This is a genomic window from Synechococcus sp. Nb3U1, from assembly GCF_021533835.1.
Taxonomy (GTDB): Bacteria; Cyanobacteriota; Cyanobacteriia; order Thermostichales; family Thermostichaceae; genus Thermostichus.
The window spans coordinates 678,776-703,190 of record NZ_JAKFYQ010000002.1 but is presented as its reverse complement, the minus strand read 5'-3'; the positions used below and the strand labels follow the sequence as shown (position 1 = coordinate 703,190).

Below are 24,415 nucleotides of genomic sequence, written 5' to 3'. Positions count from 1 at the left end.
GCCTTCGCCGTAGCCTAGCGCTCCTGCCCCCTCTGCCAGCGGCCTCATCTGCCAAAGGCACCTTTTCATGTACGAAGACGCTTTTTCCCCCCTAGAACCGCTGGACGAACTGCCACCACATCCACCCCCAGATGTGGATGTGGAGTTGATGCTGCAGCAACTGGAGGATAGCGACCCCTATTTGCGGATGCAGGCGGCGCGCGCCTTCTGTGATGTTGAAGAACCTCGTGCGATCCGGCATCTGTTGGCGTTGGTACGGGATCCCTGTCCGTTGGTGCGGGTGGGAGCCGCCTATGCCTTGGGACGCAACCCGGCTCCCTGTGCGCCAAAGCCTGGCGCACCTTGTGGGGTGGAAGTGTTGATCGAGGGCTTGCGCTGGGAGTGGAACGGCTATGTGCGTAAAGGCTTGGTTTGGGCATTGGGCAATGCTAGGGATCCCCGCGCTTACCCGGTGTTGATCGAAGTGTTGGCAGGGGATATCACCGCGGTACGGCTGTGGGCCGCCAGTGCCCTCGGACAACTGGCCCAAGCACAAGTATTACCCGGCTCAGCCCTGCCTGAGATTGTCATGGCTCTCTGCCGCGGCTTGGCTGGGGATCCGGTTGCACCCGTGCGAGGCAATTGTGCCTGGAGCTTGGGGAGCCTGGGGCAACAGCTGAAACAGGCCCTTGGGGATGGGGATCCCGCTGCCGATCAGACCCTGTACCAAACCTTGACAGGACACCTGTTGGCCAGCGCCAGTGGCGATCCGGACTTGGGGGTGCGGGATGATGCGCGGCTTTCTCTGCAAAAATTGGCGGATCCCGGTCGCGTTAGCGGGACAGAGTCCTTTCTGCTGGAGCAACTGGATAATCTGGTTTGAAGCTACAGCCTTTTCCGGCTTCACACAGGCTCTTGAACTCAGCAAAAAACCTTATGGAGCAAGGGATTGACCTGAATCCGATATATCAGATAATGCTGGAAAAAGCTGTATTCTGGTATCCGAATCCAAACACCCAAAAGATCTGGCCCAAGCTATCTGGGTAATCTTGAAGACCTCTAGGAAGGGCGCTCGGTTTGTTGGGCCTGGGTAAAGGTATGGGCAAAATAGTTGGCGGTGCTGGGCCGGATCAATCCCTGCTGGACGAGCGTTTCCCCCAGACGCAGGCCACTTTGACGATGAACTTGTAGAGCCTGTTGCAGATCTTCGGCACTCACCAATCCAGCCGCCTGCAGGTATTCTCCCAATCGCCGACATCCGCCCAACCGCGCCGCATACCCTTCATCGCTAAAAAACCGGATTGTGGCCGTTTGCAAACCCAAGTGGGAGGTCAGAATATCCGTCAACTTTCCCCGCTGTTGCTGCCACAGCTCCAGCACCTCCTGCACCTGCTGGCGGGTGATCAAGTCGGCTTTGCGCAGGCGGATAAACAGTTGCCGGGCCCAGGGGGTGAGCACCAGGGATCCCGTCACCGAATCGATTTGTAGAGTGCCATCGTCGCTAGAGTTTACCGTTACTGCGGGTGTTTGGCTCCCTCTGGAAGCCAAAGCCAGTTGCTGACGTTCCAGTTGGGCTTGCAGTAAGCGATTGCGCATCTGCTCCGCCTTGAGTTCCTGTTGTAGGGTTTCCAAGCTGTAGCGATAGGATTGCATCAACTGCTGGGCATTCCGCAGCTGTTGAGCCAGTTGCTGCTGCTCTGAAAGGGTGGCCAATTTTTTTTGAATGGCGGATAGCTCCTGGCTCAGACGGGCGGTGGTGGCTTGTGCCTGTTGCAGTTGGGCCTGCTGTTTTTGAGCCAGTTGTTGGTAGTGCTGCTGCGAGGTTTGTGACCGTTGGAGGGCTTCCCCCAATTTGGCGATGTGCGCTTTGGCTTGATTCAGCTTTTGTACCAGCGGCTGCACCTGTTGAGTCAGGGCTTGGTAGCGCTGCTGCAACGGCTGCATCTGTTGCAGGGTTTGGCTCAGCTTCTGGAGCTGGGTGCGCAGATGATCCACTTCTTGGCGGGCTTGCTGGGCCTGTTGGCTGGCCTGCTGCTGCTCCGCCAGTTGGGCCTGCAGTTGGTTGATTTGCTCCTGATGTTGTTGCAGTAGGGCTTGCCGCTCTTGAGCGTGAGCTTCTGCCTGTTGAGCCAGGTTGGCTTCTAGCTCGTCGATGTTGCGGTATAGCTGCTGCACCAAAATCTCCTGCTGCTGAGCTTGCTGCTGCTGTTCGGCCAGGGCTGCCCGTTCTTTTTCTAGCGCCTGCCGCAACTGCACCAACTGGATCTGCTGGGATTCCTCCCCTTGGGCAAGCTCCTGCCGCAACTTAGCCTGCTGAGCCTCCAATTCCTGAATGCGCCGCTGATAGCTACTCACCAAAGCCGCATGGGCACTAGCCTGCTGAGATTGTTGATCCAGCCGACTTTGCAACTTCGCCTGCCGTTCTGCCAGCAGTTCTCGCAACTGAAACACCTGCTGTTGATGCACCCGCACCAACTCGGCTTCCGCTTCAGAACGTTCCTGTTGTACTTGCTGCAGGCGGTTTTCCAGGGTTTGAATGCGCTCTTGGTAGGCTCGCTGAAATTCCAGCACCTGCTCATTCATGCGCTGGATGCTGGCATCCCATTCCCGCTGCTGCAACTCCAGTTCCAGTTCTAGAGCGGCGACGCGGTTGCGATAGCCCGTCAACTGGGTGGTGGGAGTGCCCGTTTCCAGCTCCAAGTCAGAAAAAGGGATCTCCGTTGGCTCCGGCAGGATTACGGGTTCGGGAGTAGGCGCCAAAGATGCCAGGGATCCACGAACCACCAACTCTGCTCGTCCGGAATCCCCCATCTGGGGGGCGCTGTCCAAATCCACCAGCTCTTCCAAGTCATCCACTTCGGCGGCTTCCACCTGGTCGAACCCCTCCGGCAGAGAGCGGCTCAGGGCTTGCCAGGCATTGACCCCGGACATACCCCGCAGTTGTTCTTGTTCGCTCAGGATCTGCTCCAGCGCTGCCGGCTGGATCCAGCCTTTCCAGATCAGGATTTCCCCCAATTTGCGCCCATAGCGTCGTTGTTGGGCTAGGGCGATGCGCAGTTGATCAAACTCGAGGTACCCACGGGCCACTAAAATTTCCCCCAAACAGAGGGATTGGCTGGAGGTGAATTGATACAGTTGCTGCGGTGAAATCCACTGTTTTTCTAAGCAAACCTCGCCAAAGCGCAGATGGGTTTGTTGCTGCTCACGCAACGCTTGGGCCAACTGAGCCTTGGTCAATAGGCCAGCCTGTACCAACTGCTGTCCCAAGGGGATGGGCTCTTTGGCCTGCGAAACCACGGCTCCGGCGGTGCTTTCCCCCAATAATCCGGTCATATCGCTGAGGGGCTCGGGAATAGGAGAAAAGCCAGTCATAGATGACTCAATTCCTCAGAAGGGTGGGAACAGGATGGAAAGCAAAAGGCTAGCCAGATTATAGATCAGGCTTTTCGGGATCCTAGTGTTTTTGCGGTTGCTCAGTCGTGTAGTTATACACTTTCTCACAAGTCTGATACGGATGGCAAACTACCCCTAGTCAGGCGAGTGACTCAAGAGATAGCGTAGGCTCCAGGGATATGGGGGCTAAGGGTGATGGAAGCCGTTGGTAAAGCTGTTGGGATCGATCTTGAGGACTTGTTCAAACAGGCGGGGATTCAACCGCACTTGGCCCAGGGATCGCTAGACGGGGTGAGGGTGAAGGGTCTCTGTACCGACTCTCGCCAGGTGGAGGCTGGGGATCTGTTTTTGGGGGTATTGGGCACTCAGGTGGATGGGGGTCAGTTTGTGCACGCGGCTCTACAGGCCGGGGCCACAGCAGCCTTGATCTCCCAAGAGGTCTGGGGAACTTTGCCCTCCCAGAAATCTTTCCCACAACCGATCCTCCTTCTGCCCAGTGGGGTGCTCTCCAAGGCCATTGCTCAGTTGGCTGGCGCTTTTTATGGCTTTCCCGCTCGCCATCTCACCCTGGTAGGGGTCACCGGCACCAATGGCAAAACCACCACCACCCATTTGATCGAATATCTTCTGCAAGCAGCAGGCCAGCCCACCGCTCTTCTGGGCACCCTTTACAATCGCTGGCCTGGCCATAGCCAAATGGCCCCCCACACTACCCTGTTCCCGCTCGAGCTACAGCGCAGCCTAAAAGAGGCTTACGCTGCAGGGGCACAAGTGGCGGTGATGGAGGTAAGTTCCCACGCCCTAGCCCAGGATCGGGTGTGGGGCTGTCCCTTTCAGGCGGCTGCCTGGACAAACCTGACGCAGGATCATCTGGACTTTCACCCGACGATGGAGCACTACTGGCAGGCCAAGGCCACCCTGTTCAGGCCGGAGTATCTCCAGGGGCGGGCTCTCATTAACCGAGATGATGCCGGTGGCGAGCGCCTGTTAGCAGCCTGGACAGGCCGGGCTGAGCTCCAGCCTTGGGCCTATTCTTTACAACCTCTGACAGAAATACCGGGATTGTGGCCGACCGATGTGGAGCTACACGCCACCGGGCTACGCGCCCAGTTGCACACTCCCATCGGTGCTTTTGGGGTAGAAGCCCCCCTAGTGGGATCCTTCAACCTTTCCAATTTGCTAGCAGCAGTGGGAGTTGCCCTCCATTTGGGCCTCCGCCCCGATCAGATCCAAGCGGCTTTGCCTCACTTCCCCGGAGTGCCGGGACGGGTGGAACGGGTAACAGTGCCGGGGCAAGACATTACCGTGATTGTGGACTACGCCCATACCCCCGATGGGCTGGATAACCTATTACGGGCTATCCGGCCCCAGGTGCAAGGGCAACTCATCTGCGTGTTTGGCTGTGGCGGGGATCGGGATCGGGGCAAACGACCGCAAATGGGCCGCATCGCCGCCACATGGGCAGATCAAGTGATTGTTACCTCCGATAACCCGCGAACCGAGGATCCACAGCAGATTTTGACAGATATTGTGGCCGGGATCCCAGGATCGCCTAAATTAGTCGAGAAGGATCGCCGCCAAGCCATCCAGCAGGCCATCCTCTCTGCCCAGCCGGGAGATACAGTAGTGATCGCTGGCAAAGGCCATGAAGACTATCAAATCCTCGGCACCCAAAAAATTCACTTTGATGACCGCGAAGAGGCCCGCCATGCCCTTGCCCTACGCAAGGGATCCCTCACTGAGCCTCAGACCGGGAACGATGCTTCAGCATCAACTCCACAAACTCCTGAAACAGGTAATCGGCATCATGGGGGCCAGGGCTAGCCTCCGGGTGATACTGCACCGAAAACAGGGGCAACTGCCGGTGTCGGATCCCGGCCACGGTGCGGTCGTTCAGGTTCAAATGGCTGATCTGCGCCAACTCAGCCGGAATGGAATCGGCATCTACTGCAAAGCCGTGATTTTGGCTAGTGATCTCCACTTGCTGCTCCAACCCACAGGGATGGTTCAGCCCGCGATGGCCAAATTTGAGCTTAAAAGTGGATCCCCCTAGGGCCAAATTGAGGATCTGATGGCCCAGACAAATGCCAAACAGGGGTTTTTGGGTTTGCAGCAGCGCTTGGGCGGTACGAATGGCCTGAGTTTCTGCAGCGGGATCCCCTGGCCCATTGGAAAGAAACACCCCATCCGGCGCGTAGCTGAGCACCTGCTCCGGCGTAGCATCCGCCGGCAACACCATCACCCGACAGCCATAACGGGTCAAACGCCGCAGGATATTCCGCTTAATGCCAAAATCCAGAGCCACCACTCGCAACGGTGGAGCCGGCACAGGGAGCCCTTGGCTCCGCCCATAATCCCAGTCAGCGGGGGTGGGTTCCAGCCACTCGTAGGGCTGAGGAGTGGTTACCTCCGCTACCAAGCTCAGCCCCTGCATAGAAGGCGCCGCCTGAACTTGCTCCAGCAACACCTGCGGATCCAAAATCTCGGTGGAAATCGCCCCGTTCATCACCCCTTGGGAACGCAGCCGCCGGGCTAAAGCGCGGGTATCCACACCAGCAATTCCCGGGATCCCGCGATGTTGCAGATACTCCGGCAGACTCTGGGTGGCTCGCCAAGAGCTGACCCATCGGGATACATTGCGAGCAATCACCCCCTTAGCCTGGGGCAGCGCCGACTCTTCATCCAGGTCGTTCACACCGGTATTGCCCAATTCCGGGCAGGTAAAAGTGATCAGTTGGCCCCGGTAGCTGGGATCCGTAATCACCTCTTGGTAGCCGGTCATGCCCGTGTTGAAGACCACCTCACCAATGGCGGTACCCGCCGCCCCAAAAGACCAACCTGTAAAGACGGTGCCATCCGCTAACACCAGCAGAGCAGGGTGATGATTTTGCCAAGGAAACACTTTGAGGCTGTCTTCCTGCCCAAGCGCCAAGAAACCAGTCATGCAGTATCCAATGAGTGTTGATGTGCTGCTGCCTGACTATATTACCCCATTACCCTCATTACCCTTTGGAGTGGATTGAGAGCTAAATTGACATTATATTGACATTATAAATTAACAAAATTGATAGCTAAATGTGATACCTAACTAGCCTCTTCCGTATCCATTTCACCGGCACAAGCTGGGTTGTTATCCTTGCGAATAGAGCCAAGCAACGTACTGACCACAACACAGCGATTTTCACCTTGCGAGTAGGTGCTACTGACAACAAAGCGGCCCAAGGAACGAGCCCTACCCTCAGAGTCAAAAACAGCTCTTCCACCACCAAAGTTATTGGTGACTGTTACATAATTGTTGAGGCGAACTCGCTGGCAAGAGATAGGCTCATCACAAAGGGCATTCTCATCTTCAATAACAAGTGTCGGTACGTTGGGATCAGAATTGTCAACAGCAACCACCCATGCTCTACCCTGTAGCGATGCTCTTGCATTGCTGCGAGCCGTTCGCAAAGCTCGCTCCACTCGGTTCTGAGCATCATCGAGCTGGATCCGGGCCCATATGTTGATTCCAGAGGGAATAGCAATGACAGCCAAGATACCGACGATAACAATGATGGCCAAAAGCTCAGTTAAAGTGAAGCCTCTTACGCGAGCAGTTCGACACAGGCTAGACATCTTGATAGGTGCAAACATTAGCACTTACTCCCACTTAATTGAGTAGTTCAGGCTTGCCGATTAAACACACCGCGAGACAAAACCTGAGTTTGCATCGTTGTCAAGTATCGAGAAACCTGCTCAGCATCAACACTGGTTGCGTTCTGAATATATCGCCGGAACAGGCCAGGATTTGAGCGCTCCATAGACGTTGCAGTGAGGTTGATAAAAACATCTTGAGGTAGGTTCGCTGACGCGCTTCGGCGAACACAGACATAAAAGCTCGAATCATTTTGGCCATTATCAAGACCACTAAATGTAACGGCTGCAGGCTTCCCTCCTCCAAATACGTAGCCCTGAGGACAAGCCGGCGCAACCTGTGGACTCCCTTGGCGGCTACTAAAAATGTTGGCAGCCAACGTTAAAACTCGTGGCGCACCAGGAGCAGTGGCATCAGCAGTAGCGACCTGTGTTTGGGGTGGATCGGTAGAAGGCCAGCTCAAGAAGCCAGCTAAGAATGGATCAGGATCTTGTGTAAAATACTCACTGCGCTGTGTACAGTTGTTGTCAAAAGGTCTTAACTCGAAACGAACAATGCGGGCATTACCCTCCCAAGGAGTGGTTGAGCCATCAGCCAAGTTACCAGTGTTGTTGTAGTTGCGCCGCAAGTAATAGACCACCAAGCTATAGACGTTGCGGCGGCGGCGGATATTTTCCCAGTCTGGATCGTTAATGCCAGTCGGCTGTTCCTTAAGATTAACGCGACCTTCCCGGATTTGTTGCAGAGTTGCTCCAGCCTGGTAGCAACCTTGAGGAATAGGATTCAGCCGCCAAAAGGCAACCACTGGCACACTACCTGCTGGACGTCTAATCCAGCCTGGATCATAGAGGTTCTCGATTAAATCCGGGATCCCATCTCCACTCGGAGGTTCTGCATCGTTGTAAATGTAGAGGGCTTCCGCTAGGTCTTGCTGAATATATTGCATAACTTGGGTTAATTCAGCTTGCACCTGAGTGCGCCCTGTTTCTTCCCGATCGACACGCATGGTTTGAATGACGATGCTGCCAGTTGCCAAAAGAAATATCGAAGCCATCAAAGCAGCAACGAGTAATTCAATCAGGGTGAAGCCCCAATTTCGGCTAGTTCTCTGGCGAAAGACTTTTAACATAAAGAAGCACCGCCATCAATAAACACAAAACACAATCGAAGTTTCTGTTAACAAGCAAGTCAAGGGTTAGGCAAAGGGAATGCATCACAATTGCCAGTGGGGTCTGCTGTCACTGCCAAAATGCCTCGGCAAACATCACCTAAATCGGCTGCCAAATTGATTTCAACAATCGAACCTGCCATAGGATATAGCCACACATCTGCATTGGCTAGGTTTTGGTTGGCAGAAACGGTTTCCGTTCTCAATCCAGGGAGAGCTTGACGGCTACCCTGATCAAACGAGAAGCGATGATAAACCCGCACCCCCATCAAGAAGGTGCAGGGTACTCCAGCAATGACCGTATTATCTCGGCGACTGATGCAGTCTGCTCCAGCATTTCGGAAGCTCTGAATGACGTATTCTTCGGGATTACGACCCGGTAACTGAACTTGAGCCAGTCGAATGGAGTAGTCTCCTCCATCGTTGTCCATATCTGCTGGAGGTGAGGTGTTTTCCAAAGGGTCAGCACCTATTGCTGGCAAACTTGCGAGCAATTGTGCTTGAAGAAAAGGGTCTTGAAAGGCACTGGGATTAGGCGCTACCTCCAAGTCAACTAGAGTGCGGATCCGGTCGATCTCCGCCTGTGCCAATTGACTGGCTACTTCCACTCGCTCTGACATCGCCCGACGATAGGCCACTAGGGTCAGTGCAGGGGCAAGAGCCGCCATAGCGATAGCCACGATGATCACAGAGGCCAACACCTCAATTAAGGAGAACCCGCCTGACTGCCACCGGCGGTGGAAGCTTTGCCAACCCATATGCTGAGCCATTACCGGATTCTCCCTAACAACCCTCTACAAAAACCACCCACCCACTCTTACTTTACCCACAAGTCTCAGAGTCGCTACCGGATTAATTAAACTCCCCGCAACCTCCGATTTGAGCGGCACCTTCCAGGGTAACGCCTGTCTGATCTTGCAATGCACAACGCAGCCGACGGACGTAAGGATCTTGGGGATCCAGTTCTCTTAGAAACTCTGTTCGAGTATTGGAGGGAAACTGGAATCGGGCCGATACGGGGCTGAAACGGCGAGCAATTTGCAAGCCGACATCATAGCCAAAGCGTCGATTGGGGGGGAAGTAGTAGTCGAAGCCCTGTACCCCAGCTGCATCTGGTGTTACCCGATCAGGGGGTTCGAAGCTCTGCTGTAGAAAGGGGCCAGTGGAGTAGGTGCTGTAATTCAATTGGATCATCGATCCGCTGAAGAACAGATTTTGCCCCGTCCATAGCTCATTCAATCGTAGGAAGTTCGGGATCCCACCATTGGGCTGGAGTTGCCGAGAAGGAACAATACCGCTGATAGCAATGGTATTGACTCGAGATTCCACGGCTGGCTGCAACTGATAGTTAGTGGCTCCAGTATTGTCTCGCCGCCGAGGCTCCGTAGTCAGTCCTTGATATAGCGGGATTGGAATCGGTCGCCGACTCACCTCATCAAGCACTACACCCAAGATCGGGTTAGTACCACCAAAACCTGTGGAGTTGGCATTGAGGTCAAGCGTCAGAGCTTCTACAGCTACCCAAGCCAAGCCACCATCACTGTTGCCATTCCGGTCGATCTGGATCTCTGCCTGGCCACCTACACCATTCCCCCGCACATAGAAGCACAGCCCGTTACGGATGGCATCATCTGGCCCCACATCATCCACATAATATCCATCTAGGTAGGTGATGTTGCTCCCGGCAGGATTGTTATAGCTCTGGTCGTTGTTATCCCGAACTCGTGCGTAGGGGTTGAGGCGCATTTGCGGGTGGATATCCACCGGGTTGCTGAGATTTGGGAAGTTATTGGCTTTCAAATTGCCATTAAAGTTATAAGCAAAAAGCGGATCCCGATCAATGATGGTTTCCAAAGTATCGCCAGCGTCAAACACACCGTTAGCATTGGCATCTAAGTAGTTGAGCTGATCATCCCCGTTGAGGTCATCAAACCGTAGGGTGCTGGGGCGGCTATCGCCTGTGTAGCCCGTGTACTTAAAGGTGGTATTAAAGTTAGGCCGGAATACGCCCGGAACCCAAAAGCCACCATCAATGCCGCTGGGTGTATCCTCAGGGCAACCCATAAAGGTACTGCGCAACTGAATAGCTCTGGCATCTGTACCCTTTCCTGCTAAAGGAGAAGGTAAGGGCTGGGCAGGCTTTTCTGCCGGACGGATCCCTGGATCCCGTTGCGGATTAGAGATTGCAGTAGGTAGTCCTGTCGGAATGCCACGGCGGGCAGCATAGGCAGGTTCGCCAAAGACCCAGTCGAACACAGAACCCACCACTTGCCCCAAAGAAGGCCACTTGAAGGAGGGTTGTTCAGAGCCTTGAGTCAGTTGATTGGCATCAGACTGAATATGAAGTGTTGCGGCAGAAGCAACCTCAGGCACCTGCACAGAAGCAACAGAAATCGTCTCCGGATCTGGATCAGCTTCTACTTCCCAAACGGGCCGCAGCTCAATGGTAGAAGGACGGCTAGCTACCGTATTGGGAGTGCCAAAAGGCGAATTGGGATTGTATCCCGGAGGGGCAAATACCTTCGGACCACAGGGTGGGCCATAGCAAGTGATAGGTTTAGATTCAGTATCAGTGGGTTTACAACCCTGAGGAGAACTGGTACCAGCAATCAGAGTCCTTGTTCTGGTTTGGTTGATATCTAGGGTTTCATCGCAAGCCAAGGTTGGACAAGCAGGCGACCAATCCGAAAAATTAGTGTAGTTACACACTGGCGGACAGGTCACGTTTTGAGTTTGGGTTTCGCTAATTGGAGTGTCTTTACAGGTGGTTACACCTTTTCTCGAACGAGTTTGAGTAACCTTGGTGCCACCATTAGCAACAGTACAAGGCGGCTCCCAATTGCTGAAGTTGCCCCAGTTGTTTATAATGTTACAAGTGACAGAGTTTGGTGTAGTCCAAATTTTGTTGTTGGGATCCTTCGGATCAGGGCAAATTGTTTGCTTGGTAATCTCTCCAGTCAAGACTTGACCACAACGGTCAGGAGCTTCCGGACAGGCGGGAGTTGTGTTCTTTAGGGTAATAGTGATGCAATCAGTGGTGCAACGGGCCTGGTTTTTTAGGGGCGGATCATTAAAAGTAAGCTTATCTACTGGATTAGGAACACACGGGAAGTTAACAGGCTTAACAGGTTTGAGGTAGCGCAGATCATAAAACTCTAAGGATGAATCTGGCGCTCCCTTGGGCCGAGTCGAAAGCCTAGCAAAGGCATTGCCTGTGTTCTCATTCATTTGCACTTCGATCAAATATGGAGATTGGTTAGGGTTAGGAGAACACTGCAACGTTGGGGATATGGTTTGTTCGGTGGGCCCTCCCCAGCTCTCTTGGGTGGATACCGTGATGGTCGGAACCGTTAGATCGTTGGCGGGGTTGGCGTAGTAGTCTGGGTTACTGCGGATGGAGAACCGCACCCCATCATCGGTAGTGACGCGATAATCTACCTGTCCTGGAAAGACCGGGAACAGTTCACCGACCCAACGCACGACAAAGAAGTTGTTCCCCTGCTGGTTGCCAGTGCCAGAAACGTTTCTTCTGCGCCAGCAAGACCGCAAGAAGTTAAATTGACCTGGATCTGTAATGTCAGGAGCAATATCTGCAGCGTCATCAAAACCCGCAAGAGGCACAGAGGGCAAACTCTCAGTTTCAGTACAAGAAGGGATCCAGAAGAAGCGCCCAGCATCAGTATTGAGACACAGCGGATTAAGACCATCGAGAAGGCTACCATTACAGGCCACATTGTTGTAGAGCCGCCGCTTGAAGGGGGAGTTAGAATCAAGACTGTTGATATTCCCAAAGACGAACTGGAAGCCCCCCCAATTAGGGAAGGCGCCACCGCTACGAGCAAAGGGGCCTACTGAAGCTGTAGTGTTTCCGGCAACAACAGCATCTTTAATACAACCCCAGTTTCCATTATTATTTGTTCCAGTCAGGTCGCACGCTTGCGTATTAATAGCATCGGGTACCCCCTGGGCACGATATACCGTATCTGGCCAACGAACTGCCCTGAGATAGCCCAAGTTCACGCCGGGAACAGTCATCAAAGCGGATGTGGTTGAACCTGCCCCGGTAAAAGAAGTAGCCCGATTGTAGAGAGTAGCGCTGGAGGCAGGATTGGTTAACCAGCCATTGTAGTATTCCGCCAACAATCCAGAACCATTGGGTATGGGGCAACGGCCTTGAGCAGCAACTTGCAGCCAACGGGAAGTATCCACCACCGGATGACCCAAGGCGGAAATGCGAGTGCCAAAAGATGCATATCCCGGATCTGTGGGTCGCAAATTGCGGTTGATACCACCACCTCGCCCGTTACCCAAGCCTAGGGAATTATCGTTGGTGCCATCGAAGCTGGTGGTCACCGTATCGCGGGAGAACACCTCTGGATGCCCAGGCCGGGTAGTATTGAGTCCCAGTTCCTGCACGCCATTGGTGTTATCAAACCGCCGCACCCCAGCTTCTATATCGTTGGGGTCATTGGCTGGCCAGTTGTTCCCCCGCCGTACCAGGGCTTGGTTAATAAAGGAGGTATTGGCGCCTAAGTTCGGCTCAGTACAGCCATAGTATTGGTTGCGCCGAGGAGAAGAAGCCCGCCCACTCTGATAATCGCGATCTGCAACAAAGTTGGATCCACCCCCATTCAGGGTGCCGTCTTGGATAAACCCATCTTCGATGCTGCCATCGCAGAAATTGGCTGAGAGGATATTCACCGAGTCGCCTAGCACATCGGTGGCTCGCCATAAGTCCCCGACAGCGCGAGCAAAGTTAGGATTCTCGTCTTCCCGTTCCCGCCCGTAGAAATTGTTGTAGAGGCCATCCCCACCAAAAGTAAGCAATTCGTCAAATTCTTCTAGGCGATTCCCATTGGCATCTTGGTGCAGGTTAAAGTTACCCTGAATGTAAACGGGATTATCGGAAATAAAGGACATCCCAAATACAGCTTCATCCGCATCCAAGCCTCCCCGACGCAGCACCGCCCCATTCCGTAGCCGGAACCCATAGGGTCGTCGATCCGGATCAGCAAAGTAATCTACAGGTTTGGGGCTCAAGCCCGTATTATCAGGAGCCACGTTGGAAATAGGGGGATCCCAAACGGTTTGTCCGTTGGCCACCCCTCGACCAGGCTGCCCAGCATTCATCACCCCAGTACTACCCAGCACCCCATTGGCAGTGCTGGCTTGCCAATTCGCCAAATACCCGGCAAAACCACCCAAGGCTGGGCGAGCAATGGCATCTTCCCGAAGAGCATCTTCCCGGAAGGCATAAAGAATCCCCCCTTCTCGATCCGGTTGACCTGCAACAGGGATCCCAGAGGGTAGCCAGGTATCTCCGCTTATTAAGCCATTCGACTGACCATCGACATTGTTCGTAATCAAAGCCAAATCAATATTCAAGTTGCGAACCGCCATCGCCTCCCGACCGTCATAAAAGACGGAATCCTTGAAGGGCACTCGATGACATTGCGTACCAATCCGGATTAGATCAAACTGGTTGCTGTTGGGGCCAGGCTCAATGCCAGCCGATCCATCAGGGCAATTCTGTTGTGCATGGGGCAATGCCCAGTTGTTAATTCCGGCGCGAGGCGTAAGAGCCACCTGAGCCAAATCGGTGACAGCCAGGTAGCTCACTGTAGCTGGCAAGAAGCTGTAGGCCGCACGCCGCTGCTGCTCCAAAGCATCCGTTTGATCAAAGCTAGCCGTCGGGAAAATATAGCGTAACGGCAGATAAAAGCGGTGACTGCCATTATTGATCGGCAATCCATTACGGCTATCGTTGATTTCACTCAGTAGGCGCTGGGCAGAGCCATCTCCAGCGGCGGCGGCATTTTCAATGCGGATAATGTTATCCGCTAGCATCCCCAACATACAACCCGCTGTCTGAACTGTGGTTTGATCGGCCAAGCTCAGGTTGGCATAGGCTACGCCACTGTCAATAATCCGTCGTAACTCGGAGAAATTCCCGAAAGCCGTCATAAACGGATCTGGGTGAATCCGTCCTGGCTCTTGAGTAGGAGGAAAAGCCCCCTGTGGATCCCCGGCGAAATTGGCTAGGTTAGTCAGCGCATTCCAAAGAGGAGTACCCGACTCAAGACGAGCCTGCATCGGAGCCGGATCATATTCCCAGGTGTTGGTGCCCTGCCCCGTAAAGAAGTTAATCCCCAGCTGGGTGGCTTGGTTGCCCGTAGGAAAAGTAGAAGCCCTCCTCAAACTATCTACGGATCCAGGATGTGCCACTGTGGCTAGGCAGGCCACCGGGAAGCGACCGTCATTTTGGCTATAGTGATAAATCGCTGTAGCCTGTACAGATGCGGGGTTATCCCTTAGGGTTAAGCGCTGGCGAGCTTCGTTGCTGATGAAAATAGGCTGCAAGTTGCTGGGATCATCAGCATTAGCAGGGGTAGGCACCAAAGGTAGAGGCAAAGAATCTGTCCGAGTGAGTTCCAGCCGTTGCCCAACTATGACTCGTAAACCCTCTAGACGAGAGCGGCGTTCCCAATAGCCATCCAACCCGACTTCCGTTAATGCCCCTGGAGGTGGATTATCGGTTGTTAGGGATTCCCCTTGGTTATTGACTGCTCCTCCCCCAATTAGGGCACCAGCAGTTTGCCCAAAGGTTTCGGCAAAGGTATCCACATCACAACCTGTAACCGGATCTGGCGTAGTGGGAGGGCGATCATAGCTGGCTTTGGGGCCAAAGCGACTATCCGCTCGATAGACATCATCCACGTAAGGAGGACATACCTGGCTCCCCCCGAATGCGAATCCCCCAGCTTCTACTCGACCTGGATTCCCAGCTGCCGGAGATCGCTTCGAGTTCACTGGGGAAGTATTCCAACTTGCCTGATCCTGGGCATAAGTGCCTCGGTTACGATTACGGCCAAACAGGTACAATTCCAGAGGATCTAGGGCTACGTTTTCCGGTTCGGCACTGTTGGCAACAGAGTCGAAATTCTGGTTGTTCAAACTGGGGAAGAATCCAGGTACAACACCAATGAATCCGGGATGGGCATCAAAGCGGATATTATCACTGGCTGCTTGTCCGGCAAAGCCAATGGCTCCAGCCACCAGTTCTCCGAAGGTTTTAATTTCGGAGTTATCTACAGGTAGGTAGAAACAGGATCCCTCCGAGCTAATGGTAAAAGCCCGGAACAAGGTACTGGCGTTGTAGCGATAGAAAAGGCTGCCGCCAGCGTAGATCGCTCCGTTCCAGTTATAGCCAGGAGTGTTGTAAAACTCCATATCTCCCCGGCTAAAGGCTCCCCACTTGTTCAACACATCCCGCCGCCGATCCTGCTGGAATTGCAAAGCGGAAATAGCGCGAGTTGTGGAATCAGCACCTTGAATCGGTAGAGTGACTGCATAAACCTGAAAAGGCTTGTACAAGGCAGAGCCCAGCTGGAACCAATCCCCTACGTTGGGGTTGACGGTTTGGGCCGTTGGGCTATCGTTACACCCCTCTAGGGCCGCCCCTTGCAGTGGCCCGCTGCGAATCATTAAGCGGCGTGCTCGTTCTGTGTCAGTTAGGTTATCTTCAAAATCATTGCCTGCCGCTCGGCGAGTACTCAGAATTGTATAAACTGTTGTAGAGTCATTGATGCCATTGTTGTCGGTATCCACCAAAAACCACCAAGCAGGTGCTCGTACCGGCACATTCAAGAATTCTCCGGGATTGTTAGGATCCTCCACCTGAATGTCTGTAGTAATTACAAATTGGTTCTCATCCGGCAGAATATAAGGATTATTTGTGTTTTCGGGAATGAGAACCCCGTCGTTGATCAACGCGGAAGAAAGCTGAGCATCGGTGGGGGCACTATTGGGTAGGCGAGGGTCTCGCACTAAGAATTCGATTTTGGCCCTAGCTCGGTCAATGGCTGCATTGAGCTGGCGACTAACGGTTTGGCCAGCCCGTTCAACTTGGGTTTGTACGCTTCGCTGAGTAGAGCGGGTCAATAGCCCGACTGTCACCAAGCTCAGCACAAGGACAATTAAAATCGCAATCGGCAAGACAAAGCCCCGCTGCCGAATTTTGGATTTGTCCACCCGCGCCTTCAAAGATCCGAGCAACCGCAGGGTGAGCTTGAGCAGCAGGGTGGAAGGAGCAGGCATGGCCGTATCTCAGGTAACAGAAAAGGGTAAAGGCATCCAAAACAAGGGATCCCCTGCCAAGATGCCAAACTAGCAACAGTATGCGGGTGATCATTGCCACCAGACATCCCCACCTCTGGGGGGAACCCGAAGCCCCCTCTACACGTCGCTCTACAAAATGCCTAGTTGTTGTGCCTTGAATAGGGCGGTCACGCGGTCGCTGGCTTCTAATTTGCGGTAGGCAGTGCTGGCATATTCCTTCACGGTTTCGATGCTTAACCCCAGGCGACGGGCGATTTGTTTGTTGGCTAAGCCCTCCATCATCAGTTGCAGCACACACAGCTCGCGGGGGGTCAGTTTGGGCAGTTCTTGTTTGGCAGGCAACCAGTCTTGTTCCGGTGCAGCCAGGATTTGCAGGATCATCTGGGCTAAGTCTGCCGGATCGGTTTCTTTGGAGAGGTAGCCTTTGGCCCCCGCTCGGCGAGCAGCTTCGATGAGGGCGGGTTCCTGAAAGGTGGTCATCAGGAGCACCACCAAGGGTAGACCCAATGCAGTGATTTGCTGGCAGGCAGCGATGCCATCCCCATCCGGCATGCGCACATCCAAAATGGCGACATCAATCGGGGTCTCTCGACAACAGTTCACTGCCTGGGATCCCGTTTCGGCTTCTGCCACCACTTCAAACCCTTGCGCTTGCAGAGCAAACTTCAACCCCAGCCGGAAGAGGGGATGATCATCGGCGATAAGAATGCGGACAGGAGAACTCATGCCAGGCGGATCCCAGCCGAGGAATGGGCTGATTTTAGCCTGCCCACTGAAGGGATCCCGGTTAATGGTGAAGAAAAAGTTCACACTGAAAGTTCACACGGGTTGTAGAGGCAGCTCCAGAATAAAGCGAGTTTCGTTCTGCTCACTTTCTACCCACAGGGATCCCTGGAGGTGTTCGGCAACTTTTTGGCTTAAGGCCAGTCCTAGACCGGTTCCCCCATGTTCCCAGGGATCATTTTTGGGTACCCGATAAAACTTGTCGAATACCCGTGGCAGTTCTTCTGGGGGGATGACCACGCCAGTATTGGCCACCTGCAGTTGCCAAGTATTCACTAAGAAGGTGATGGAGACGGTGATCTGTTCTCCTGCTGGGGTATACTTGCAGGCATTGGTGAGCAGCTCTGTAACGATTCGCTCCAGATAACCTACCGAAGTAATGATGGTGGGCAGCTTTTCTGGCAGAAGAAGAGTGAGCTTTTGGGCGTGGGAGGTAGCGCGTTCTCGGAAGGGAGCCAACTGTCGGGGTAGCCAGTCTTGTAGGTTAAGGGGATCCCATTCGATAGGTTGGGTATTGGCATCGAGGCGAGAGAGTTCTAGGAGATCGTTGATGAGGTTGGTTTCTCGGGTACATTCCTGGTCAAGGATAGATAAATAGCGCTGGATGATCCCTACTTTTTCCTTGGAAAGATCCAGATGATTTAGCACTACCGATAGCATTTTGGTTGCCATTTTGATGCTTGCCATGGGAGAGCGCAATTCATGGGAAACAGTGCTCAAAAAGTCATCTTTGAGTTGGTTCAGACGTTCCAACTCTTGCACTTGAGCCAAAGAGGCTTTGTAGAGGCGGGCTTGGCGGAGGGCAATGGCACATTGATTGGCCACCTGTTGAATCATCCATGCTTCTGCATCGCTAAAGGTTGCCAACGGGGGTCTGTAGAGCCACATATCCCCAAAAACTTGGTTCTTATCCTGAAGAGGACAACTGAGCACTGTAAATCGTTCTGTAGGGGCTGAAGAAGGTTTGCGGGAGGAAGGGCTTAACCACAGGCAAAATTGTGTCGACTGGCCCTGCAGCAGCTGCTGGTATAGGTCGGGCAGGTCTTGGAAGGAAATCACTTTGCCTACGGCAGGCAATAGTCCGGCGCTATTGGAGCCTAGGTATTCGTGATTGATCGTTGAGGATTGGCTGTCGGAGTTGTAAAGGGTGGTATCACAGCAAATAACCTGGAGTTGACGGCCCAATTCTTCGACTGCTGTTTGCAAAATGTAATCTTCATCTAAGCTGTCGCGTACTTTTTCGATGATGCCTTTGAGCAAGGATTCAAATTCGAGAGCCTGCCGCAGTTGTTGGGTGCGATCTTCCACCATGTCTTCCAAGTCGCCATTAAGCTGGCGTACCTGTTGATATAGCTGAGATTGATGGATGGCGATGGCCACTTGATCTGCCAAGTGTTTGAGTAAATCTACTTCGTGAGCTTGCCAATGCCGAGGGCCACGACAATGATGGGCAATCAATAGGCCCCACAGGGATCCCTCATACAAGATAGGTACCACCAAGTTGGCCCGTACCTGATGCTGCCGGAGCAACTCGACATGACAAGGATTAAGCCCAAAGGTTTCGATGTCTTCGATGGCTTTGACTCGCCCCTGCTGGTAGGGCACAACAAAGGACTGGGCAAAACAATTGTCGTAGATGTTGGATCCCAAAATCGGTCGCCAGGGATCCGCCACAGACTCGGTGATGACATCCCCACTCCAATCGGGCTGAAAGCGGAAGATGATAACCCGATCCGTTTCCAGCAGGGATCGCACTTCTGAAACTGTTCTATTGAGGATTTGTTCGAGATCCAATGATTCGCGGATATGTTGGGATATTTCCGCAAGTAGCTGGGCTTGTTGCAATTGTTGGTGCAAGGCTTGTTCAGTTAGTTTCCATTTGCTGATGTCTTGGGTATTTCCAATGATGCGGGTGACTTGCCCCCGGGAATCCCGAAGCGCTACCCCCTGATCCAACACAAATATATAAGACCCATCGCGATGACGAACTCGATAGTTGCACTGGAATTGATCTTGTTCACCGGCAAAAAGTTGCTCAAATTCAGCCGTACAAGCAGATAAATCTTCAGGATGAATGCGCTCAAGCCACCAATCTCTGGTTGGCTCCGCCTCCTCCTCTCGAAAGCCCAGCAGCTCATACAAACCCTTTTCACGCAGCACAGAATTGGCCCGGGGATCCCATTCGTAGACAACGCCCTTCATGGCTTGAAGAGCCAAAGAGTAGCGCTCATGACTTTGGCGCAGATTTTCTTCCACCTGCTTATGATGCACCAACAGGGCTAGATAATTGGCCAGACTGATCAACCCAGCTAACTGATCCTGATCCACTGCAATCGGTTCGGGATGAGCCAAACTAAGGGTGCCGATCGCTTCTTCCCCAAATAGCATTGGGATACAGACCAAGGTGCCAATCTTCAGCTGACTGAGCCAACGATTGTGAGCACAGGCTTTCTCTTCTTTAGGGGAAAAGGTTTTTACAAAAGCCTGTTTTTGCTGCACCACGGGGCCTGAATAGGTCTCCGAAACGGGCACTTCCAACACCGAGATGCCCTCCGGCACAGGGATCCCGCTCATGCCCTCAAACACCATCATCTGGCGAGTAGCATCATACAGCTCAATCGCTACCACCGGAAATGAGGTTGCTTGTGCAATTTGAGCTGCCCCTAACTGAAGAGCCTGACGCAGGGTTGTGGTAGACCAACGTAGTCTAGATAGCTGATAGAGGAGCTGTAATTCCCGATTCCTTTTTGCCAAATCTTGCTTTGTTTGCTTGAATTGCTCCAAGTGAGAATCTTCTTGTGGCTCTATCATTGCTCTAGAAAACAGTTTGGAATCCATAATCTTTTGCGGGATTACCATATTGGCATGACTCCTTCTTCGCCTACATCCTAATTACAAAAAACAAAAAATTAGAATTATTTAGCCCCAGTAATTCCTCAATAACCCCTAATTAAAAACAAAGATTCCTGGGAAAGAGCACAAGCTCTTTTCTCGCTTCAGAACCACTTCAGGTAATGTATCCAGATCAGTCAACGAGTGAGTTGATTATTAAAACTGCTTTTGAGAACATCATCAATCTGTTTTTGATCTGTCTCTAATCGATCTATCTTTAATGCCTTCTTTATTATTTCACGTCAAGTAGGAGTGTAACAAAAATTGCCAAAAATCGTAACATAGATTACATCTTCCTCTGCTGCCGTGGCAGGGGATCCGGTTGGCGCATGGGGCGGGATCTGGGTATCGGTGCGTGGACGTGGATCCCAGGACTGCGTAAGATCAGGTGGGGAATGTAAAGAAAACGCCATACTCTCGTTGGGGCGGAGCCTCCTGTCTGCTTTTGGCCAAATCGGCATCGATCCCACATCGATCACACAAGGAACACCATGCTGCGACTGGAACACATCAGCAAGATCTATCCGACGGGCGAAGTGCTCCGGGATGTGAACTGGGAGGTGAAACCCGGGGATCGCATCGGCTTGGTGGGGGTGAACGGGGCCGGAAAAACCACCCAACTCAAGATTATCTCCGGTCAGGAAGAGCCCACCGCCGGAGAAGTGATTCGCCCCGCCAGCCTGCACATTGCCTACCTCACCCAGGAGTTTGAGGTGGATCCTGCTCGCACCGTACGGGAGGAGTTTTGGACGGTTTTTGAGGAAGAAAATCGCATCCAATTGGAGCTGGCCCGAGTTACTCGGCAAATGGAACAGGCGGATCCCGATACGCTGGAAGCTCTCTTGCACCGCATGGATCGCCTGCAGAGACAATTTGAGAGTTTGCATGGTTATGAACTGGATGCCCGCATTGATAAAATCTTGCCGGAAATGGGGTTTGAGCCGGAAGACGGTGATCGCTTAGTCAGTGCCTTTAGTGGGGGCTGGCAGATGCGCATGAGCTTAGGAAAAATCCTATTGCAAAAACCGGATTTGTTGCTTCTGGATGAGCCGACCAACCATCTAGATTTGGAAACCATCGAGTGGCTGGAAACTTATTTGAAGAGCCTGACTATCCCCATGGTAATTGTTTCTCATGATCGGGAGTTCCTGGATCGACTTTGCACCCAAATTGTTGAAACTGAGCGAGGGGTATCCACCACTTACTTGGGTAACTATTCTCAATATCTTCTACAAAAAGCCGAGCAACGGGAAGCCCAGCAGGCTACCTACGAACGGCAACAAAAAGAAATTGAAAAGCAGCAAGCTTTTGTGGATCGCTTCCGGGCCAGCGCCACCCGCAGCACCCAGGCCAAAAGCCGTGAAAAGCAACTGGAGAAGATCGAGCGCGTCGAGGCTCCTGTTGGTGATGTGCGCACCCTTAAGTTCCGCTTTCCGCCTGCCCCTCGCAGTGGCCGTGAGGTGGTAGAAATCAAGGATTTAACCCACAGCTATGGGGATAAGATCCTCTTCTTAGGGGCAAATCTGTTGATTGAACGGGGAGATCGTGTTGCCTTTTTAGGGCCGAATGGAGCTGGCAAATCCACGCTTCTGCGTCTGATCACAGGCCTAGAGCAGCCTACCGAGGGATCTGTCAAGCTGGGGGTGCACAATGTTATTCCCTCCTATTTTGAGCAGAACCAAGCAGAGGCCCTAGATCTAAACAAAACTGTCATGGACACGATCCACGACGAGGTGCCCGACTGGAAAAACGAAGAAGTGCGGACTCTGCTGGGTCGATTTTTGTTCAGTGGTGATACGGTCTTTAAGAAAGTGATAGCCTTAAGCGGAGGAGAAAAGGCTCGCTTGGCACTGGCAAAAATGTTGTTGCAACCAGCCAACCTGCTGATTTTGGATGAGCCTACTAATCATCTGGATATTCCAGCTAAAGAGATGTTGGAGGAGGCTCTACAGCACTATGATGGAACGGTGATCATCGTTTCTCATGATCGCTACTTCATTTCTCAGGTAGCCAACAAAATTGTAGAAATCCGTGATGGCGAGTTAATCTCTTATCAAGGAGATTATCACTACTACCTAGAAAAAATCGAGGAAGAGAAAGAAAAGGCTCGGCAAGCACAAATAGCTGCGGAAAAGGCTGCCAAAGCCGCTGAGAAACGTGCCAAAGAACGGGAAAAACAGAAAACCAAAAAAGCAGCCAGCAAAGCCTAAAGGGGGAGGCACATCTGAATGTTTACGGGCTTAGTGCAAAGGATGGGTACAGCCCAGTTGATTAGCCCTTCGCGGGTACAGATCACCTGCCCAGAGTTGCAGCCCCAACTGGCTTACGGAGATAGCATCGCTGTGGATGGCCTCTGCCTGACGGTGGTAGAGATTCTGCCTGATGGCTTTTTGGCAGATGTGTCTCCAGAAACGGTGCGTCGCTCGATCTGGGGCCAGGGATCCGGCCAGCGCACTGTCAATCTAGAACCTTCGCTGCGGGTGGGGGATAAGCTGGGAGGGCACTTTGTCAGCGGCCACATTGACGGGGTTGGGCAACTGTGGGATCAGGTGGCAACGAACAATGCCTGGGAGCTGAGTTTCAAGGTTCCCGGCGATATCGGTCGATACATCGTGCCCAAGGGCAGTGTGGCAGTGAATGGGGTAAGCCTCACCATTGCGGAAGTGCGTCAGGGGGGATGCTGGTTTAGTGTGGCTGTGATTCCCCAAACCTACCGCAATACCAATCTGTCTCTGCTGCAAGTTGGGGATCCGGTGAATGTGGAGGCAGATATGCTGGGCAAATATGTGGAAAAATTGTTGGGTCTAGGTTCACCCGAAAGTGCCATTTCTTTGGAATTTCTGGCCGAGCATGGCTATGTTTAGTTTTCCTAAGTGTTCAGGATTCATCCACATGATTCATCATGATTCATCCAGAAGAAGCTGAGCGATTGCAGGGGGTTAATCTCTACTTGATTGGTATGATGGCCAGTGGCAAATCGACTCTGGGGATCGAGCTGGCGACACAGTTAGGATTTCAATTTTTCGATACGGATGCGCTGGTGGAGCAGATAGCCGGTTGCCCCATTCCCCAGATTTTTGCTGACCAAGGAGAAGCTGCTTTCCGGGATCTGGAAACACAGGTGCTGGCCCAGTTGAGCAGCTACACGCGGCTGGTAATCGCCACGGGAGGCGGTATTGTCCTACGGCCCCAAAATTGGAGCTACTTGCACCACGGCCTCACCATTTGGCTGGATGTGGCTCCCGCGCTGATTTGGGAACGGCTGCTTAAGGATCCCGGCCAACGCCCCCTGTTGCAAACGCCGGATCCGGAAGTAACTCTGCACAGGCTTATGGAGCAGCGGCAGCCCTTTTATGCCCAGGCAGATGTGCGGGTCTCCATCCTATCGGAAACCCGTCTGCCCCAATTGGCAGAACAGGTTTGGCAAGCGATTCGTGCCCGTCTGCGGGAAGGGATCCCTTCCCGCTAACTAAACTAAATACACAGCACTCACAACTTTCCCATGACCTCGGCAGCTTTCACTCCTCATGCGCCCACCCTGCAAGATGTGATCGCCGCTCAGGTGGCCTTGCGAGCGCAGTGTCCTTTGGTGCAATGCCTCACCAATAGCGTCTCCACCAACTTTATGGCCAATGCCTTGCTGGCGGTGGGAGCTTCTCCAGCCATGGTAGACAACCCGGAAGAGGCGGGCTTGTTCGCGCGAGTGGCCAATGCTGTCCTGATCAACCTAGGTACCCCTACCCAAGCTCAGGTGGAGGCAATGCGCTTGGCAGCCGCAGCAGCCCAGGAAGCAGGGAAACCCTGGGTCTTGGATCCGATTGGGGCGGGGGGGTTGCCCTGGCGGGGGGGAGTGGCTCTTGAGCTGTTAGCGCATCATCCGGCGATGATTCGTGGCAATGCTTCTGAAATCCTCGGCTTGGCAGGGTTAGGAAAAGGTGCGCGGGGTGTAGATAGCACTGCGGATCCCAGTGCCGCCATGGATTCTGCTGTAAAGTTACTGGATTATGCTGGGGCAGTTTCGGCCTCTGGCGCTGTGGATTACGTAGTGGGCCGGGTTGGTGCCACCCAAACCCCAACCTTAGTCCGTATTGCCGGGGGGAATGTACTCTTGACGCGAGTCACGGCGGCTGGCTGTGCTTTGGGAGCCTTGGCTGCAGCCTATGGAGCGGTAGCTTCTGATCCGTTCACGGCTTTGGTGGCGGCCCATACCCATTTTGCAGTGGCAGCAGAGCTGGCGGCAGAACGAGCAAGCCAACCAGGCAGTTTTGCGGTGGCCTTTCTGGATGCTTTGGATGCGGTGGAGGGATCCACCCTCGCGGCACGGGGGCAGGTGCAAGCGGCAGTTACCTTGGCAAATTGATCCCAAAAAACAGGGATCCCTTAGCCCGCAGGTCTGTAGGATCCCCAAACATTGCAAACTTGACTAATTCAAACTGATTCAAAACCCA

Annotated in this window: 14 protein-coding genes; 6 read left to right on the top strand and 8 right to left on the bottom strand. The window is 53.3% G+C overall.

Annotated elements, in window-relative coordinates:
• Positions 1-67 precede the first annotated feature (67 nt).
• On the top strand, positions 68-862 hold the full coding sequence (locus L1047_RS13830; RefSeq protein ID WP_235279540.1) for a HEAT repeat domain-containing protein: 795 nt from the start codon (positions 68-70) through the stop codon (positions 860-862).
• Positions 863-1,038: 176 nt separating this feature from the next.
• On the opposite strand, the gene L1047_RS13825 is transcribed toward L1047_RS13830, so the two are convergent.
• Positions 1,039-3,351, bottom strand: coding sequence for a hypothetical protein (locus tag L1047_RS13825; protein WP_235279539.1), 2,313 nt, complete (start codon positions 3,349-3,351; stop codon positions 1,039-1,041).
• A 216-nt stretch (positions 3,352-3,567) separates the two neighbouring features.
• Here L1047_RS13825 and L1047_RS13820 point away from each other — a divergent pair, with 216 nt between their 5' ends.
• Entirely contained in the window at positions 3,568-5,196 is a 1,629-nt protein-coding gene (locus tag L1047_RS13820) for a UDP-N-acetylmuramoyl-L-alanyl-D-glutamate--2,6-diaminopimelate ligase (RefSeq protein ID WP_235279538.1), read from the top strand.
• Here the strand turns inward: L1047_RS13820 and carA are convergent.
• The 7 genes from carA to L1047_RS13785 all read right to left on the bottom strand — a co-directional run bounded on the left by carA (position 5,108) and on the right by L1047_RS13785 (position 19,886).
• Complete coding sequence (gene carA / locus L1047_RS13815) at positions 5,108-6,316, bottom strand: glutamine-hydrolyzing carbamoyl-phosphate synthase small subunit (protein WP_235279537.1); 1,209 nt, start codon at positions 6,314-6,316, stop codon at positions 5,108-5,110. The genes L1047_RS13820 and carA overlap by 89 nt on opposite strands.
• A gap of 140 nt (positions 6,317-6,456) precedes the next feature.
• Positions 6,457-7,005: a GspH/FimT family pseudopilin gene (locus tag L1047_RS13810; protein ID WP_235279536.1), complete on the bottom strand. Its 549-nt coding sequence runs from the start codon at positions 7,003-7,005 to the stop codon at positions 6,457-6,459.
• A gap of 29 nt (positions 7,006-7,034) precedes the next feature.
• Positions 7,035-8,135, bottom strand: a complete 1,101-nt coding sequence (locus L1047_RS13805) for a prepilin-type N-terminal cleavage/methylation domain-containing protein (protein ID WP_235279535.1) — start codon at positions 8,133-8,135, stop codon at positions 7,035-7,037.
• Between the two features lie 59 nt (positions 8,136-8,194).
• Positions 8,195-8,944, bottom strand: coding sequence for a prepilin-type N-terminal cleavage/methylation domain-containing protein (locus tag L1047_RS13800; protein WP_235279534.1), 750 nt, complete (start codon positions 8,942-8,944; stop codon positions 8,195-8,197).
• Between the two features lie 82 nt (positions 8,945-9,026).
• Entirely contained in the window at positions 9,027-16,271 is a 7,245-nt protein-coding gene (hpsA, locus tag L1047_RS13795) for a hormogonium polysaccharide biosynthesis protein HpsA (protein ID WP_235279533.1), read from the bottom strand.
• A gap of 150 nt (positions 16,272-16,421) precedes the next feature.
• Positions 16,422-17,018 carry a response regulator transcription factor gene (locus tag L1047_RS13790; RefSeq protein ID WP_235279532.1) on the bottom strand — a complete coding sequence of 199 codons (597 nt, stop codon included), beginning with the start codon at positions 17,016-17,018 and terminating at the stop codon, positions 16,422-16,424.
• A gap of 93 nt (positions 17,019-17,111) precedes the next feature.
• On the bottom strand, positions 17,112-19,886 hold the full coding sequence (locus tag L1047_RS13785) for a GAF domain-containing protein (protein ID WP_328286075.1): 2,775 nt from the start codon (positions 19,884-19,886) through the stop codon (positions 17,112-17,114).
• A 572-nt stretch (positions 19,887-20,458) separates the two neighbouring features.
• On the opposite strand from L1047_RS13785, the gene L1047_RS13780 reads away from it, so the two are divergent.
• Genes L1047_RS13780 through thiM form a run of 4 tightly spaced genes read left to right on the top strand, consistent with a single transcriptional unit; the run spans position 20,459 to position 24,327 of the window.
• Positions 20,459-22,177 (top strand): ABC-F family ATP-binding cassette domain-containing protein, encoded by a 1,719-nt coding sequence (locus tag L1047_RS13780; protein ID WP_235279530.1) that lies wholly within the window; start codon positions 20,459-20,461, stop codon positions 22,175-22,177.
• Between the two features lie 18 nt (positions 22,178-22,195).
• Positions 22,196-22,831 (top strand): riboflavin synthase, encoded by a 636-nt coding sequence (locus L1047_RS13775; RefSeq protein ID WP_235279529.1) that lies wholly within the window; start codon positions 22,196-22,198, stop codon positions 22,829-22,831.
• A gap of 38 nt (positions 22,832-22,869) precedes the next feature.
• The gene (locus L1047_RS13770) at positions 22,870-23,436 is read left to right on the top strand and encodes a shikimate kinase (RefSeq protein WP_235279528.1); all 567 of its coding nucleotides are present in this window, start codon (positions 22,870-22,872) and stop codon (positions 23,434-23,436) included.
• 33 nt (positions 23,437-23,469) lie between these two features.
• Complete coding sequence (gene thiM / locus L1047_RS13765) at positions 23,470-24,327, top strand: hydroxyethylthiazole kinase (protein WP_235279527.1); 858 nt, start codon at positions 23,470-23,472, stop codon at positions 24,325-24,327.
• Positions 24,328-24,415: the final 88 nt, after the last annotated feature.

Excerpts from the sequence above, each read along its gene's own strand:
- L1047_RS13800 (WP_235279534.1), bottom strand. The coding sequence starts at position 8,944 with ATGGCTCAGCATATGGGTTGGCAAAGCTTCCACCGCCGGTGGCAGTCA.
- L1047_RS13825 (WP_235279539.1), bottom strand. The coding sequence starts at position 3,351 with ATGACTGGCTTTTCTCCTATTCCCGAGCCCCTCAGCGATATGACCGGA.
- L1047_RS13805 (WP_235279535.1), bottom strand. The coding sequence starts at position 8,135 with ATGTTAAAAGTCTTTCGCCAGAGAACTAGCCGAAATTGGGGCTTCACC.
- L1047_RS13775 (WP_235279529.1), top strand. The coding sequence starts at position 22,196 with ATGTTTACGGGCTTAGTGCAAAGGATGGGTACAGCCCAGTTGATTAGC.
- L1047_RS13785 (WP_328286075.1), bottom strand. The coding sequence starts at position 19,886 with ATGATAGAGCCACAAGAAGATTCTCACTTGGAGCAATTCAAGCAAACA.
- L1047_RS13780 (WP_235279530.1), top strand. The coding sequence starts at position 20,459 with ATGCTGCGACTGGAACACATCAGCAAGATCTATCCGACGGGCGAAGTG.
- L1047_RS13810 (WP_235279536.1), bottom strand. The coding sequence starts at position 7,005 with ATGTTTGCACCTATCAAGATGTCTAGCCTGTGTCGAACTGCTCGCGTA.
- L1047_RS13820 (WP_235279538.1), top strand. The coding sequence starts at position 3,568 with ATGGAAGCCGTTGGTAAAGCTGTTGGGATCGATCTTGAGGACTTGTTC.
- L1047_RS13790 (WP_235279532.1), bottom strand. The coding sequence starts at position 17,018 with ATGAGTTCTCCTGTCCGCATTCTTATCGCCGATGATCATCCCCTCTTC.
- L1047_RS13770 (WP_235279528.1), top strand. The coding sequence starts at position 22,870 with ATGATTCATCCAGAAGAAGCTGAGCGATTGCAGGGGGTTAATCTCTAC.
- L1047_RS13830 (WP_235279540.1), top strand. The coding sequence starts at position 68 with ATGTACGAAGACGCTTTTTCCCCCCTAGAACCGCTGGACGAACTGCCA.
- carA (WP_235279537.1), bottom strand. The coding sequence starts at position 6,316 with ATGACTGGTTTCTTGGCGCTTGGGCAGGAAGACAGCCTCAAAGTGTTT.
- thiM (WP_235279527.1), top strand. The coding sequence starts at position 23,470 with ATGACCTCGGCAGCTTTCACTCCTCATGCGCCCACCCTGCAAGATGTG.
- hpsA (WP_235279533.1), bottom strand. The coding sequence starts at position 16,271 with ATGCCTGCTCCTTCCACCCTGCTGCTCAAGCTCACCCTGCGGTTGCTC.